16 protein-coding genes are annotated in these 14,067 nt (G+C 69.6%); 4 read left to right on the top strand and 12 right to left on the bottom strand.

Going from position 1 to position 14,067, the window contains the following annotated elements; genetic code table 11:
- The 5 genes from RUH65_RS12720 to RUH65_RS12700 form a co-directional block, all read right to left on the bottom strand.
- The coding region (locus RUH65_RS12720) for a hypothetical protein (protein WP_313817877.1) at positions 1–1,328 on the bottom strand (1,328 nt) is incomplete at its 3' end.
- A gap of 62 nt (positions 1,329–1,390) precedes the next feature.
- Positions 1,391–1,762, bottom strand: a complete 372-nt coding sequence (locus RUH65_RS12715) for a GNAT family N-acetyltransferase (RefSeq protein WP_313817875.1) — start codon at positions 1,760–1,762, stop codon at positions 1,391–1,393.
- Between the two features lie 14 nt (positions 1,763–1,776).
- Entirely contained in the window at positions 1,777–2,778 is a 1,002-nt protein-coding gene (locus RUH65_RS12710) for an NUDIX hydrolase (RefSeq protein WP_313817873.1), read from the bottom strand.
- A gap of 77 nt (positions 2,779–2,855) precedes the next feature.
- Positions 2,856–3,842 (bottom strand): mycothiol synthase, encoded by a 987-nt coding sequence (mshD, locus tag RUH65_RS12705; RefSeq protein WP_313817871.1) that lies wholly within the window; start codon positions 3,840–3,842, stop codon positions 2,856–2,858.
- 25 nt (positions 3,843–3,867) lie between these two features.
- Positions 3,868–4,551 (bottom strand): response regulator transcription factor, encoded by a 684-nt coding sequence (locus RUH65_RS12700; RefSeq protein WP_313817870.1) that lies wholly within the window; start codon positions 4,549–4,551, stop codon positions 3,868–3,870.
- Between the two features lie 60 nt (positions 4,552–4,611).
- Between RUH65_RS12700 and RUH65_RS12695 the strand changes: the two genes are divergently transcribed.
- The 4 genes from RUH65_RS12695 to RUH65_RS12680 all read left to right on the top strand — a co-directional run bounded on the left by RUH65_RS12695 (position 4,612) and on the right by RUH65_RS12680 (position 7,765).
- The gene (locus RUH65_RS12695; protein WP_313817868.1) at positions 4,612–5,406 is read left to right on the top strand and encodes a hypothetical protein; all 795 of its coding nucleotides are present in this window, start codon (positions 4,612–4,614) and stop codon (positions 5,404–5,406) included.
- A gap of 18 nt (positions 5,407–5,424) precedes the next feature.
- Entirely contained in the window at positions 5,425–5,772 is a 348-nt protein-coding gene (locus RUH65_RS12690; RefSeq protein ID WP_313817866.1) for a hypothetical protein, read from the top strand.
- A 161-nt stretch (positions 5,773–5,933) separates the two neighbouring features.
- A complete protein-coding gene (locus RUH65_RS12685) occupies positions 5,934–6,584 on the top strand; it encodes an FABP family protein (RefSeq protein WP_313817864.1) in 651 nt (216 codons plus the stop codon).
- Positions 6,585–6,598: 14 nt separating this feature from the next.
- The gene (locus tag RUH65_RS12680; protein WP_313817862.1) at positions 6,599–7,765 is read left to right on the top strand and encodes a folate-binding protein; all 1,167 of its coding nucleotides are present in this window, start codon (positions 6,599–6,601) and stop codon (positions 7,763–7,765) included.
- Positions 7,766–7,895: 130 nt separating this feature from the next.
- On the opposite strand, the gene RUH65_RS12675 is transcribed toward RUH65_RS12680, so the two are convergent.
- The 7 genes from RUH65_RS12675 to RUH65_RS12645 form a co-directional block, all read right to left on the bottom strand.
- Entirely contained in the window at positions 7,896–9,908 is a 2,013-nt protein-coding gene (locus tag RUH65_RS12675; RefSeq protein ID WP_313817860.1) for a DUF222 domain-containing protein, read from the bottom strand.
- Between the two features lie 197 nt (positions 9,909–10,105).
- Positions 10,106–10,504 (bottom strand): VOC family protein, encoded by a 399-nt coding sequence (locus RUH65_RS12670; RefSeq protein ID WP_313817858.1) that lies wholly within the window; start codon positions 10,502–10,504, stop codon positions 10,106–10,108.
- 76 nt (positions 10,505–10,580) lie between these two features.
- Positions 10,581–11,333 (bottom strand): GNAT family N-acetyltransferase, encoded by a 753-nt coding sequence (locus RUH65_RS12665; RefSeq protein ID WP_313817856.1) that lies wholly within the window; start codon positions 11,331–11,333, stop codon positions 10,581–10,583.
- Positions 11,334–11,405: 72 nt separating this feature from the next.
- Positions 11,406–12,437, bottom strand: a complete 1,032-nt coding sequence (locus RUH65_RS12660) for a 6-phosphofructokinase (protein ID WP_313817854.1) — start codon at positions 12,435–12,437, stop codon at positions 11,406–11,408.
- Positions 12,438–12,480: 43 nt separating this feature from the next.
- Positions 12,481–12,735: a PspC domain-containing protein gene (locus RUH65_RS12655; RefSeq protein WP_313817852.1), complete on the bottom strand. Its 255-nt coding sequence runs from the start codon at positions 12,733–12,735 to the stop codon at positions 12,481–12,483.
- Positions 12,736–12,769: 34 nt separating this feature from the next.
- A complete protein-coding gene (locus RUH65_RS12650; RefSeq protein WP_313817850.1) occupies positions 12,770–13,135 on the bottom strand; it encodes a hypothetical protein in 366 nt (121 codons plus the stop codon).
- 55 nt (positions 13,136–13,190) lie between these two features.
- On the bottom strand, positions 13,191–13,958 hold the full coding sequence (locus RUH65_RS12645) for a hypothetical protein (RefSeq protein ID WP_313817849.1): 768 nt from the start codon (positions 13,956–13,958) through the stop codon (positions 13,191–13,193).
- Positions 13,959–14,067: the final 109 nt, after the last annotated feature.

Raw genomic sequence — 14,067 nt, 5'->3', positions numbered from 1 at the left:
TCCCAGGACGGGCTGTGGCCTCGGCGGACGCCGAACTCGGTGACGCCCAGGATGACCAGGGCTGCGGCGCACGGCAGTGCGGACCACAGCAGCATCGACCACGTGTCCCACGCGGACCCCCCAGCGGGCCCGGCCGACCGGTCCACGGACGAGCCTGTGTGGGGTAGAGCCCAGGAGAAGTAGCCCACCAGCGCGGCGATCGGTGCCGCGACCATCCACGCCAAGGTGGCCCCGTCCAGGCGCAGGCGTAGCACGGCGCGGGCGGTGCCCGGCGTGGCCGGTGCGCCGAAAGGCCGGGGTGCCGGGCCGGCGTCGAACGTCTCCGGATGCCGCACCGTGTGGGAGCCGAGCTCGGCGACGTGCGGAGACCGCCAGAACAGCAGGACCAGCATCACGAGAAGCGAGGCCAGGGCGAGCCAGGGCATGAAGGGGGTGGAGTAGCGATCCTCGGTTTGGCGGGCCAGCCCTGCGTCAGCATTCGCCCAGGCGTTGAACCCGCCGGCACCGATGCCCAGCATCATGACCGCCACAGTGCGCAGGGCGCGGTTGACGGCGATGCGCCGCACGAGGTCGTCGTCCCGGGGGTGCAGTCCGGTCAGCGTGGGGCGCCGGGCGATGATCCGCAGCACGATCACGAAGCCGACGGCGGCCAGGACCAGGGCCAGCAGCAGCCAGGGTGCGATGTCCCCGCCGCCGCGGGACCCTGGCTCGAACCAACTGCTCTCCGAGCTGCCGTGCTCGTCACTCCACGACTCCGTGACCTCGCGTGCCTGAACCGCCGGGGTCTGCCAGGCCAGCACCACCAACCCGGCGGCGGCCACCATGATGACGGCGGTGGCGCCGGTCAGGTAGCGGGGGAGGAGATCGATGGCGCGGCGGTCGCTCAGGCGGGCCATGCGCACGGCGCCGGTCTGCCGGGGCCACGTGTACTGTGCCACGGCGTACACCAGGACGAAGGCCACCACCGGTCCGAGGGCGATCCCGAGCGCCTCGTACCACGGCAGGGGAGGTAGCGGGGCGCTGATGATGCTCCGGATGGTCTCCCCGTCGGTCTCAGTGGTCACCGGGAAGGCGCCGTCGCTGAACCCGTTGCTGAGCCCGTTGCCGAAGACGCCAGACTGCTCCGGGGTGGCCAGCGCGGCCAGCCCAGCGGTGCCGGAGGCGAAGAAGGCGATGAGTGCCGCGATCATCGCGTGGGTGCGCACGGCCCGGATGGGGTCGCCGCGGCCGGGACTCCATGCGGTGCCACGCAGGACGACGTACAGCAGGCCCAGTCCCACGGCCAGTCCTATGCCGGTGGACCCGGCCCATCCCATGGCGTGGTCCATGTATTCCCCCTTCGTCTCTGTGTCAATGTATCAACCCATTGACACATTCGATAGGGGGTGGACTACTGCTTGCCCTCGGACTCGCCCTCGAACCCGCCCCTAAAAACCAGGGGGGCATACTCGGGGTAGCGACGCAGGTAGTCCTGCACGTAGGAGCACTCCGGGACGATCAGGAAGCCCTCGGCCTTGAGCCGCTCCAGCACGATTGTCACGAGGGCGCGGGCGTAGCCGCGGCGCCCGAAGGCCTCATGGATGATGGTGTGCTGCAGGACCACCACGGTCTCCTCGCCCACGGTCTGCTCCGTGTAGCCGAGGAAGCCGATGAACTGCGCCTTCTGCCACAGTTCGATCCGGCCGCGGTCCGGGTCGCGCTCCACGCGCAGGTCGTCGTGGACGATCTTGGGGGTCTCGGTGCTGCTGCCCTGGGTGCTCATGCGATGAGGCTACTTCAGTCGTCCCAGACGTCGTAGACCTCGATCGACACGATCTTCCCACCGGCGTCCAGGGCCTGGTGCGCGACGATGACCGCACCGGGCTTGAGGTAGGGATCCTTGCGGGGCAGGGCGGCCAGCACAGCGTCCCGGGACCCGGGTGCTCCGTCCGCCAGCACGTCGTCCTGGAGCACCTCGAGGATCTCCGGCAACACCGGCCGATGGGTGCACAGCAAGGTCGAGCGCTGCTTGCCCAGCCGGGCCGCCATCTCCTTGCGTGACTTCTTGGGCTTGTTCTTCGCCGTCTTCTCGGTGAAGGCCCCGACCTCCTTGAACCCGCGCTTGGTGTCCTTCACGTACGGGGTCACCGTCTCCACGCAGCGCAGATATGGGGACGTGATGACCTTGTCCGGATTCCAGGCTCCCAGCAGGCGACGCACGGACATCGCCTGCCGTTGTCCCGTCGCCGCGAGCGGCCGCTGGTCCTCCGCGCGGGACCAGGAGGAGCGCGGCTTCGCCTTCGCGTGGCGCAGGATGATGAACGGGGCGGTGCGCAGGGTCTTGTCGCGGTGTGCTGCGGCCAGGGCCTCCAGCGGCTCGCGGTCCGTGGAGTTGGTCAGGGCGGCGCGGGCCTTCTTGACACTCATCCACTCGGTGCGGTCCACCTCCCGGCCATCCGGGACCGGGGTGGTCCGGGAGGCCTCGGCGGCCCAGTACCAGACCTCCTTGGGCGTCTTGGCGGCGCCGATGGTGTACCGAGTCGTCGGCAGCGGCAGCCCCAGGTCGACCACCAGGCCGATCTCCTCGCGGACCTCCCGCACCGCGCATTCCGGCAGCGTCTCGCCGTCGTCCAGCTTGCCCTTGGGCCACGACCAGTCGTCGTACTGGGGGCGGTGGATCACCAGCACCTCGAGCCCCTGACCGGAGGTGCGCCAGGGGACCACTCCGGCGGCGAGCACCGGGGCGGTGGGGGCGTCATCGTGGAACTCGGCGGTCGAGCGGGCTGCAGTCTGGGGCATGCGGGATCCACTTTCCGAAAAAGGGGCGTGGCGCCCCATCGTATCGGGCGCTGAAGGCCCGGTGGCCTCGAGGTGGACTACCCTCGCGGGGTGTACATCACGTCGGTGTCCCAGCGGACGAAGCCGAGCTTGCGGTAGAGCTCCACGGCCGCGGTGTTGTCCGCATCCACGTAGAGCATCACCGCCTCCACGCCCTGCTGATGCAGGTAGCGGATGCCCGCCACCGTCAGCACCCGGCCCAGACCGCGGCCCTGTGCCTGGGGGCCGACGCCGACCACGTAGACCTCGCCGAGCGGCGGATGCCCATCGGCGCCGGGGTGGATCTTCGTCCAGTGGAAGCCCAGCAGCGTTCCGTCGGCATCCTCCGCCAGGATGAACCCGGCCGGATCGAACCAGGGCTCCGCCTTCCGGGCGTCCAGATCGGTCTGGTCCAGTGACCCCTGTTCGGGGTGGCCGGCGAAGGCCGCGGCGTTCGTCTCCAGGAACGCGGCGTCATCCGCACCGGGCACGAAGGAGCGCAGGGTGATGCCCTCGGGCGCAGTGCCGTCCCACACGCTGGTGCGGTGGGAGCCGTTCTCCGCGTCGTCCTGGGCCACCTGGTGGGTGAGGCGCAACCGCAGCAGCTCACGGACCGGCGTGTAGCCGAACTGCTCGGCCAGCCGGGCCGCCGCGGCATGGTTGCCGTGCGCCCAGGCGTTGTACTTCTCGGTCAGGCCGGCATCCAGTTCCCGGGCCACGGCGGTCGCCACACCCTGGGAGCGGCAGCTCGGGTGCACCACCAGTTCGAGGGTTCCGGGCCCGGCGTCCGGACCCGCGGAGATGGCGACGGCGGCGCCCGCCAGTTCGCCGTCGCGGCCGTCCTGGTGGTCCAGCCACGCCGTGACGGTCCGGACCCGGTCCGGGTCGTCGGTGGTGCGCAGCTCCACCCAGGTCTGGTCGGAGAACGGCGGATTGCCGTCGGCGGACTCGGCCGCGTCGGCCAGGGCCCTCAGGTCGCGCAGCAGCCCGGAATCCAGGCGGCCGGCACTCGTGGACAAGGACGGGGATTCGTGCGGGTGGTCCATAGGGCAACCCTAGTCGTTGAGCGGGTTATTCTCCTGGGCCGTCGCGCGGGACGAAGCGGTATCCCACGTTCCGCACGGTGCCGATCAGCTGCTCCTGGTCCGAGCCCAGCTTGGCGCGCAGCCGGCGCACATGGACATCCACCGTGCGCGTGCCGCCGAAGTAGTCGTAGCCCCACACCTCGTGGAGCAGCTGCTCGCGCGTGAAGACCCGGCCCGGGTGCTGCACGAGGTGCTTGAGCAGTTCGAACTCCTTGAAGGTGAGGTTCATCGGCACCCCGTTGACCTGGGCCGTGTAGGTGGTGGCATCCACGAAGATCCCGGAGGCGCGGATCGGCTGGTCGGACCCCGGGCCCTCACCGGGTGCGGGGAGGGTGGCCAATCGCAACCGGGCCGTCACCTCGGCCGGGCCTGCCGTGTCCAGCAGGAAATCACGGGCGCCCCACGCGGGGGAGAAGCCGGCCAGGCCGCCCTCGGTCAGCACCGGGAGCAGCGGCAGCCCGGGGGAGGCGGTCGAGAGTGCCCGGCACAGGTTGCGGGCACCGGTCAGGTCGCGGCGGGCGTCCACCAGGACGACGTCGGCCTCTGGGTGGCGAAGCAACGCCTCGGCCCGCGGTGGGCCGGCCACAGTGCGGTGGTCCAGGAAGGCGAGAGCCTCAAGAATCGATTCGGGTTCAGCGGACGCTCCGGAGAGCAACAGCAACAAGGCCAAGGTGGACTCCTCTCCGGGTCAGGACGATTATACGGACCTGGACAATGGCAGGATGGACGCGTGAAGCATCCACTGTTGGCCGCCGCGGCCGCGATCACCGCCGTGCTCGTGGGAGCCGCCTGCCTCGGCGGCCCGTGGTTCTCGGTCGCCATGGCCGCGGTTCTGGTCATCGCGGCCGCCCTCGGCTGGCCCCAATTGCTTGGGGCGCCGGCCCGGAAATCTCTTACGGCCGTCCTCGGCGTGTCCGGGTTGGCGGCCGTCGGAGCCGTCTCGCTGTGGCCCGGCCAGAGTTCCGGAGAAGGCCCCACAGCCTTCGGCGCGTCGTTGATCGAACCCATTGCCGTCTGCATGGCGCTGGGCGTGGTGGCAGCCTTCATGGTCCAGCTCTTCCGCGGCTCCGGCAGCCCCCAGCGGCTGGAGTCCACGGCCGGCACCATCACCGGTGTGGCCGTGGTCTGTGCCGGTGCCGGATGGGTGGCCCTCGCCCGGTACGACGCCGGCCCGCTGGCCGTCTCGGTGGGCCTCTCCCTGGCGCTCGCGGCCTTGGCCGGACTGGTGCCGTTCCCCGGCCGGAGCGGGCGCGGTCTGGCCGCGGGTCTCTCCCTGGTGCTGGCCGGCGTCGTCCCCGTGGTGGTGGAGCCGCTGTGGCCGGCCTCCTGGGGCGCACTGTCCTTGCCCGCTGCGGTGGTGGCCGGGCTGTTGGGCGGGCTGGTGCTCGTCCTGACCGGACGCACCGCCCCGGACCGCGGGCTCGGCAGGCCGCTGGGACGCCGCGCCGCGGTGGCCCTGGGGGTGGCACCCGTGGCGGTCGTGGGACTGCTGACCTATTTTGTGTTCAGGATCATGCCGGTCTGACCGGCGGGAGGAGAAATCATGACTGAGGAAATGGCCGCCGCGAACTACACGGTGGCGTTGGAAGAGGGCGGTGACGACGCCTTCGAGCGGGTCTTCCGCTTTGTGGGCGGCGTCCTGACCCAGGTCCTGGGAGGCTCCGGGGCTGACGTCGTCGGTGTCTCCGTGGTCGTGCGCCGGCGCAGCGACGAGGAGGAGGTCCTGCGGATCGATGCCGTAGACCAGCAGGACGGGGACCAGATTCTGCAGGCGATCCAGCGGGACCTTGATACCTACCCCTCGGACGAGTTCGTCACCTTCTGGCTCGAGCAGGTCCGGCACGGACGCCATGTGTCAGGCCGGGACGCGGACGGCACGCGGCTCGAGTAATCCCGCACGCGCGGACCCCTGGTCTGGAGTAGGATCGGGGCATGTCCCTTCTTGCACTCGAGGTCTTCTTCACCGTTCTTCTCGTCATCGCCGGCCTGGCCATGGCCGCGTTCGCCGTGCTCGTGGTCTCCGGCCTGTACAAGGGTCAGCGCTGAGCCTTCGTGGCCACTGAACTGCCTTTTGACCTGACCCCGGAGCTCGCTCCGCTGTCCTGGCTCATCGGCGCGTGGGAGGGGCAGGGCCGTCTCGGTTCCGGCGAGGACGGGACCGAGATCTTCTACCAGCGGGTGGACTTCATCGACCATCGCCTGCCGTTCATTGAATACCGAGCCGAGTCCTGGCTGAGCGAGGCGGACGGCGCCCTGCTCCGCCCGCTGACCGTGGAGAACGGCTTCTGGTCGTTGGACCGAGACCGCCGCGACGGCGACGTCGGACCTGGGATGAGCCCCGGGGACGTGGTTCCGGTCCTCCGGTCCGCAGAGGATGTGGAAGCGTTCCGCCGTGAGGACGGGTCCTTCCCGATCACCGCGCAGATCTCCCACCCCGGTTCCATGACCGAGCTCTACTACGGCGTCATCAAGGGCCCGCAGCTGCAGCTGAAGACCGACTCCGTGCTGCGCGGTTCGGCGGCCGGCCCCTATGAGGGTGGCTCGCGGATCATGGGTCTGGTCAACGGCCAGTTGTTCTGGCGCTGGGACGCCACCCACCACGCTGGTGCCGGTGAAGAGCCGCACGCCTCGGCCATCCTGGACCGGATGCCCGATCCCACCCAGGGGCGCCTGGCTCCCGGCGCGCCCCGCACCTCGAACTGAGATTGAGGCCCCGCATGTTGTCTGTTCCTGGAGCAGTGGCCGGCAACGGCCCTGACGCCCCCGTGGCCGCCCACTACGGCCAGCCCACCGCCGAACAGCGGGCCCTGGAGGCTGGCACCGCCGTCGTCGATCTGTCTCACCGTGGCGTCGTGACCGTCTCCGGGCCTGATCGTCTGACCTGGTTGCACGTGCTGACCAGCCAGAAGCTCGATCGGCTGGCGCCCGGAGTCTCCACCGAGACCCTCTTCCTGGATGTCCAGGGCCGCATCGAGTTCGACTGCCACCTGGTGGACGACGGCGAGACCACCTGGCTCACCGTCGAGCCCGGAGAGAACACCGGCCTGGCGGACTGGCTGCAGAAGATGAAGTTCGCCTCCCGCGTGGAGATCACGGACCGCACCGGCGAGATCGCCGTGGTGGGATCCACCGCCCCGGTCCCCGGGTGGGACGAGCGCCAGGACATCGCCCGCTGGGAGGATCCGTGGCCGCAGATCGGCGAGGGCGGCTTCCCCTACACCGATGACCCGGACCCTGCCCAGCACCCCGCCGCGGACTGGTCCTGGAATGAGTACCTGGTGCCGGCGCCGTTGCTGGAGGACCTGGCCGGTTCATCGATGCGTGCAACGCTGAGTGAGGACGCCGCCCTGCCCGAGGGCTGGATCCTCGCCGGGACGATGGCCTCCGAGGCGCTGCGCATCGCCGCCCTGCGGCCACGGCACGGCATGGACACCGATGAGCGTACGATCCCGCACGAGATCGACCTGGTCCGTACCGCCGTGCACCTGGAGAAGGGGTGCTACAAGGGCCAGGAGACCATTGCCCGTGTCCACAACCTGGGGCGGCCGCCCCGTCGGCTGACGTTCCTGCAGCTCGATGGCTCCGGTCATGCGCTGCCCGCACCCGGAGCCGATGTCGTCGTGCGTCCAGACTCTGAGGCGGATGCAGCCACAGCCCGCCCGGTCGGCACCGTCACCTCGGTGGCCCAGCACCATGAGATGGGCCCCATCGCCCTCGCCATCCTTAAGCGCAATACTGACCCTGACGCCGAGCTCCTGCTCCGCGACGGCAACGCCGAGGACGGCTGGTCCTTCACCGCGGCCACCCAGGAGACCGTGGTCTCCCCGCAGGCCGGCCAGGTCGTCGGGCGCCAGTCCGGGTTCATCCGCAAGGGCGCCCGCTGAGCTGATCCAACCTTGGCCGGTCTGGGTCCAGCTGGCCCAACTTCGGCCGGTCCAGCCTCGGCCCGTCCAGGTCCAGCCTGTTCAGCCTCGGCCGGTCCAGGTCCAGCCGGCCCAACCCGGGCAAGTCCACCTATGCAGCCCTGGCATACTCCACCCTTGTTCCGGGCCGGAGCCGCGGCCTCATGTGGTCAACGGTTCTGATGTGCTCATAGGTTCTGAGATAGTCACCGGTTCTGACGCCGTCACGGGTGCTGAAGCCCTCAAACTCTTTATGCCGGCCCCCTGCGAGCGGCGTCGATGCCGGCAATCTCACCGTCACGGGGGGATCTGTGGCGCAGGCCGGATCCCTGGAGCGCCGCGGACGTTTAGCAATGTCAGCGCCAGCGCCAGGGCTGCAGCTTTCGTCATCGACGTCATGGGGCGGTGTGGAGAGCGGCCGGGACCGACTGGAATAGCGGTGTCCCGTCGGGGTCGTGATCTCGAGTTCGTGCGAGGCCGCTCGATGAGACCATCCGGCGTGTTCCTTGGTGTAGTTGCATCGAGCGCAGAGACCGGAACCGTTTCCGTAGCTGGTGGGACCACCCTCGCGATGAGGTGTGGCATGGTCGATATGGCGAATGGGCGCCCCGCAGTATGGCGTGCGGCAGATATTGTCCCGCAGCATGATCATGCGACGGAGTTGTCCGGAGAACTCACGACGCTGCGAGTCCATGGCCACCAGTTGTCCGGTCTCAGGTGACGTGTAGAGCCGGCGCAGGAACACCCGGGCCTCAGCGGTCTCGGCGGCGTCGGGAATCTCAACGTCCTCGGGGGCGCGGGGATGCCCGGATGACGCGGCGGCGGCTCGATCAAGCTCGGGCGAGCTCTGGGTCGTCCCGTCTGGGACCCCGTCTGAGGCCCCGCCTGAGGCCCCGCCTGAAACCCTGTGTGAAGGTAAGTCTGAAGAGCTGTCCTGAGACTTGCTGGGGGCTGCCGTGCCGGCGAGTAGCTTCCGGGCGACGGCGGCCGGGAGGGGACCGTGGCCGGGGATCCATGCGGGTTCGTTGTCACCGGAAAAAAGTGCGGCGTCCGTCATGATGAGCTGGACTTCCACCGGGGAGGCCTCGTGCGTGCTGCGACCGGTGAGGCGTTCCACCATGACGTCGGTGAGGACCTGTTGGGGGCTTCGGCCCTGGGCTTCGCCGAAGGCCACTGCCGCTCCCGCCTGCTCAGTCAGGGCGCGATAGCCGGCAGCGGCTTCCAGAGCGGGAAGCAAGGCCGTCAGGTAGGCCATGCCGTTTTCAGCGGGCTTGAGGTTAACATGCCGGGTGGCTACGGCCTGGACGTACTGCTCCGCTGCCGCCTCGGGATCTGCGCGATGGGCCACCGCCTGGGTTTCCAGAAGGAGATCGCGGACCCCGAGCTCGGGGAGCCGGTCCGCCAGTGTGGAATCGACGCTCCGGCGGGCCTGTTCGGGGAGCCAATGGGTGTGCCGTTCCACCGTGGCGGCATGTTCCTCGGTGATCTGGCCGCATTGCAGCGCGGAGAAGGTGTTCTTTAGGTCGCTGGTGAAGTGGAGAGCCTGGCGCAGGTGGATGCTGCCGCGCTGTTGGCTCACGCGGCGGGCCAGCGCGATCTCTGCACCCAGTCCGCGACCGCGCTGGGACGCCGGGATACCGCGAGCAGCTTCCTCGCGGTGCCGGTGCTGGTGGAGGGCCGCCGTCTCGCGGGCCTGGGCCGCAGCGCAGGCGGCCTTGAGGTCCTCCAGCGCGCGGATCCGGGTGATGGCCTCTGCCTCGCGTGCCACTGCCGCCAGGTCCTCGTCGCTCGGACCGAAGTGAGGCCTGGGAGTGCGAGCTGCATCGGGGGCGGCGGGTGAGGCCGGGGCGGCCACGGAGGTAGGGGAGGTAGGGCAGACGGCGTTGGAACCGTGCTCGAAGGAGCCATGACTGCCGACGTCATGACTGCCAACAGCAGGGCTGGCGACACCTGGGCTGGTGGATATCGTGGTGGCCGGACTCATGCCAGCGAGGGACGCACGAAGGGCGATGAGCGACCGGGCGTCCTCCAGTGCGGGGACCGTCGGCACCTCGACCGTATGGAGGGCATTGGCGTGCCCGGAGGTGTCCCCCGGGATTGGTTCGCGCTTTGCCGATTCGAACATGTGTACTACTCTACGGGTGGTGACGGACACGGTAAAGAGGCCCGATCCCGGCTGGGGATAAGTTGCTTCCGGGCTTCCGGGCTTCCGGGCTTCCGGGCTTCCGGGCTTCCGGGCTTCCCGCTCACTGCGGAGGACCTGGTCCCGCCGGAGCGAGGCGTGGTTGCTGCGCCGGTGGAGCACCCGATCCCTTCGGTCAATTACTCGTCCCGGGCGGACAACACGCAGAACTCATTGCCGTCCGGATCAGCGAGGACGGTCCAGGTGGCGTTCTCCGGTTCGCCGACGTCGATGAGGGTGGCCCCCAGCGCCACCAGGCGGTGGATCTCCGCGTCCCGGTCGTCCGAGGTATGGGGCGCGAAGTCCCAGTGCAGGCGGTTCTTGCCGGATTTCGGGTGCTCCACCGGGACGAAGACCATCCCGGGGGGAACGCGGTGAAACGGCAACGAGCTCGAGAGCTCGGCTGACCAGCGGGGGATCACGACCGACTCGAGATCGGATTCAACGGCGATCTCCCAATCGAGAGCGGTCGCCCACCAGCGCGCCAGGGCCCGGTGATCGGTGGATTCCACCACGGTCGAATACCATCTCAGCGACATGCCAACAGGGTAGGGCGGACGTCGACGGAGTGAACAGCACCGAACGGCTGGGCGCCACGGAGGGCCCCACGAGCCGCTACTGGTTGAACAACACCGTGGTCTGAGAGCCCGCGAGTTCGAATCCCAGCGACGCCGCCACCCGCTGCGCGCCGGTGTTGCCCAGGGCGGCCCGCCACTGGGGGATGAGCCCCTCGGTGAAGGCCTCTTCCATGGCGATCGCCCCCGCGTAGGCGCCGAGGCCCTTGAGCCGGACATCGGGCCGGACCAGCACGCCGAGGTGGCCGATGAGGCCTTGCCATTCTTCGTACCCGGCACCCGCCACCGGCTGGCCGGTCGGGGTGCCCGTGCCGTCGTCGGGAATGAGGGTGAAGGTGGAGTCCAGGCCGGACAGACCCACCTCGGTGACGTCGTCCGCCGGGCATTGGGCCTCGAGTTCCCGGGCATCGGAGGCCTCGTAGGACACCGAGACGGAGGAGGAGCGGGCGATGTCCGGGATGTCCTCGGCGTAGTAGAGCACCCACTCGCCGAGGGAGCGGGCGGAGTGACCGGCACCCAATCTGATCATGGTGGACTCGAGGGCGATCTCCTCGTCATGCAGGCCGCGAGCGGCGTCCAACAGCCAGGCCGGCCCGTACAGCACGGAGGAACCGTACAGCCGGACGAACGTGGCGATCTGGTCGTCCTCGCCCGACTGCGAGTCGGCATCGGTCGGCACCTCGATCCGGCGCCCGCCGGAGGACGAGGCGGTGGCAAAGGCACCGTCGTCCAGCCCCAGGATCCGGGACCAGGCCAACTCGATGATCTGGCGGGTGTGGGCGTCGACGGGCATGCACTCCACGCTACCCCGCGGTGCTGACATCGAAACCCCGTCCAACGCCCGGGCGCGACGCCGGCCCGCCGGCTACCGGCCGAACAGCACCTTGGCCTCGTCGTAGCGGTGCTGAGGGACCTCTTTGAGACCGTCCAGGGCGGCGCCCAGGGACACCTGGACGATCTCGGTGCCGTCGAGGGCGACCATCTGGCCGAACCGGCCCTGCGCCACCAGGTCGATGGCACCCATCCCGAAGCGGGTGGCGAGGACGCGGTCGAACCCGGTGGGGGCCCCGCCGCGTTGGATGTGGCCGAGGACGGTGCTGCGGGTCTCGATGCCGGACATCTCCTCGATCTGCTGCGTGACCCATTCGCCGATCCCGCCCAGCCGTGCGCGCCCCGAGGCGTCCGCACCGGCCTCGGCCAGGGGGTCGTCGTGGCCTTCGGGAATGAAGCCCTCGGCCACCACCACGAGCGGTGACCGCCCCCGGTCGTGCACCTGCTTCACCCACTCGCACACCTGCTCCATGGAGGTGCGCTGTTCCGGGATGAGGATCGCATGCGCGCCGGCGGACATGCCCGAGTGCAGGGCGATCCAGCCGACGTGGCGGCCCATGACCTCGGCGACCATGCAGCGGTGGTGGGACTCGCCCGTGGTGCGCAGTCGGTCCATGGCATCGGTGGCGATGGAGACCGCGGTGTCGAAGCCGAACGTGTAGTCCGTGGCCTTGAGGTCGTTGTCGATGGTCTTCGGCACCCCGACCAGGGGCACACCGTCGTCGGACAACCGCTTCGCGCCGGCCAGCGTGCCCTCACCGCCGATGGCGACCACCGCGTCCAGGCCCAACTCTGCCATCCGCGCCTTGATGTTCTCCGGACCGCCTCCCGGGTGATCGTACGGGTGGGTGCGGGAGGTGCCGAGGATGGTGCCGCCCGTCCGGGCCAGGCCGCGGACCCGCTGGCGGGGCAGGTCCTCCACGTTCCCCTCGATCAGGCCGCGCCAGCCGTCCCGGATGCCGATCAGTTCGAAGTCATAGGACTTGATCCCGTGCAGGACCGCGGAGCGGATGACGGCGTTGAGGCCGGGGCAGTCCCCGCCGCTGGTGAGGAGGCCGACGCGCATGTGGTGCCTTTCTGGAGGGGACGCTGGAGGGAACGAAAGCGAACTACAGGGGGCGCTGCGTTCCGGGGAACACGCGCTCCAGGGGAATCGTGTTGTCCTGCCACGGCAGCAGCACCCAGGCCACCACGTAGGTGAAGAGTCCGATGCCCGGCAGGAGGAAGCCGATCAGAACAACGATCCTGACCAGCGTAGGGTCCCAGCCGAATTTTGCCGAGATCCCGCCGGCAATGCCGCCGACCCACCGCCTCGGGCCGCGGCGGAACGGGATGCTCCTCAGTGAACGGTAGAAGGTGTCCATGATGCTCCTTGATGGTGGTTCGGGTCAGTTCGGGTCACGAGGACTTGCTGCGGGCGGCGCCGGCGATGCCGCCGGCCACCAGGGCCACGCCACCGACCACGGCCAGGCCGATCGTCACCAGAACCGGGTCCAGGTTCCAGTCAAGCACGGTCACGGATAGTGACCACAGGGCCAGCAGCAGGGCAATCACTCCCCAGACCAGGGTTCCGGTGCGGAGGGCGGATTTCTCGGGCCCGACGTCGGCCGGCGGGGTGTCGCTGTCCGTGCGGTGGGCGGCGTAGTTCCGGTCATGGATGGTGCCGCGCGTGATCTCGTCCTCGAGGGCCTGATCCTCGGCGGCCGAGTCGAGGGAGGGATGGTGGCTCGGGTCATGGGAGAAGTCGTGGGGATGGGTGCTCATGTCATTCGCTCCTGGGCAGTCGCAGTGGGTCGACGTCAGTTCGGGACAGGTCTGGTCAGTTCTGGGTGTTGCTGGTGGTGGCCGGGGCCTCGGCGCGCACGTTCAGGGTGGAGAAGGAGACGTCCGCCTTCACCACGATCTGCTCGTCTCCCGGGGCGTCCACCACCTGGAGGCGGCCGGCGTCGTCGGTGCCGACGGAGGGGGAGTTGACGCTGCCGAAGGAACTGTCCGCGTCCAGGAAGACGTCCACGTTGTCCGGGACCACGAGGTCCGCCGTGGAGAAGCTCAGGTTCACGTCCACGGGCGTGGCCTCGGCGGCGCTGGTCCCCGTCAGCTGCCGCAGGTCGATGGTGCCCTCGCCGAAACTCAGGTCGTACCCCTCGGTGACGTTGCCGGTGACCACGCCGCCGTCCCAGTTGCCGCTGTCCGTCCAGGTGGTGCCCCAAGGGCCGTCCTGGACGTAGGCGCTGGCGGTCGCGCCCACCACGGGGATCGCGAGGATCGCGGTGGTGACGGTCAGTCCGCCACCGCCACGGCCGGCGATCGCCCCGGCGATGACACCGATCGCCATGACGGCCAGCGCCGTGGCCAGGCTGGCCGCCCAGATGACGGGCCAGGAGGCCGTGAAGACGTCGAGGTAGCGCAGCAGGGAGATCGCGGCGCCGGCCAGCACGGCCAGTCCGACGACGACCAGTTGGGCTGCGCCGGACAGGGCCGGCGGGGTGCGGTCGACCGGGGGAGTGGGCGGCACGTGGGAAGCCGTGTGCGCGCCCTCGGCGCGTCGGTAGTCGGGCTGGTGGGGGTACGAGGCGGTGGCGCTCATGGGTTCGGGTCCTTCCGAGGAACGGTGGGCAGTACCGGCAGTGCTGGCAGTACCGGCAGTACCGGCAGTGCTGGCAGTACCGGCAGTACCGGCAGTGCTGGCAGTACCG

Source organism: Citricoccus sp. (genome assembly GCF_032154715.1).
Taxonomy (GTDB): domain Bacteria; phylum Actinomycetota; class Actinomycetes; order Actinomycetales; family Micrococcaceae; genus Citricoccus.
The sequence above is the reverse complement of the archived record's forward strand: the minus strand, read 5'-3'. Positions and strand labels throughout refer to the sequence as shown.

Bases quoted from the DNA above. Each gene is read 5' to 3' on its own strand.
- RUH65_RS12715 (WP_313817875.1), bottom strand. From the start codon at position 1,762: ATGAGCACCCAGGGCAGCAGCACCGAGACCCCCAAGATCGTCCACGAC.
- RUH65_RS12710 (WP_313817873.1), bottom strand. From the start codon at position 2,778: ATGCCCCAGACTGCAGCCCGCTCGACCGCCGAGTTCCACGATGACGCC.
- mshD (WP_313817871.1), bottom strand. From the start codon at position 3,842: ATGGACCACCCGCACGAATCCCCGTCCTTGTCCACGAGTGCCGGCCGC.
- RUH65_RS12690 (WP_313817866.1), top strand. From the start codon at position 5,425: ATGACTGAGGAAATGGCCGCCGCGAACTACACGGTGGCGTTGGAAGAG.
- RUH65_RS12680 (WP_313817862.1), top strand. From the start codon at position 6,599: ATGTTGTCTGTTCCTGGAGCAGTGGCCGGCAACGGCCCTGACGCCCCC.
- RUH65_RS12675 (WP_313817860.1), bottom strand. From the start codon at position 9,908: ATGTTCGAATCGGCAAAGCGCGAACCAATCCCGGGGGACACCTCCGGG.
- RUH65_RS12670 (WP_313817858.1), bottom strand. From the start codon at position 10,504: ATGTCGCTGAGATGGTATTCGACCGTGGTGGAATCCACCGATCACCGG.
- RUH65_RS12665 (WP_313817856.1), bottom strand. From the start codon at position 11,333: ATGCCCGTCGACGCCCACACCCGCCAGATCATCGAGTTGGCCTGGTCC.
- RUH65_RS12660 (WP_313817854.1), bottom strand. From the start codon at position 12,437: ATGCGCGTCGGCCTCCTCACCAGCGGCGGGGACTGCCCCGGCCTCAAC.
- RUH65_RS12655 (WP_313817852.1), bottom strand. From the start codon at position 12,735: ATGGACACCTTCTACCGTTCACTGAGGAGCATCCCGTTCCGCCGCGGC.
- RUH65_RS12650 (WP_313817850.1), bottom strand. From the start codon at position 13,135: ATGAGCACCCATCCCCACGACTTCTCCCATGACCCGAGCCACCATCCC.
- RUH65_RS12645 (WP_313817849.1), bottom strand. From the start codon at position 13,958: ATGAGCGCCACCGCCTCGTACCCCCACCAGCCCGACTACCGACGCGCC.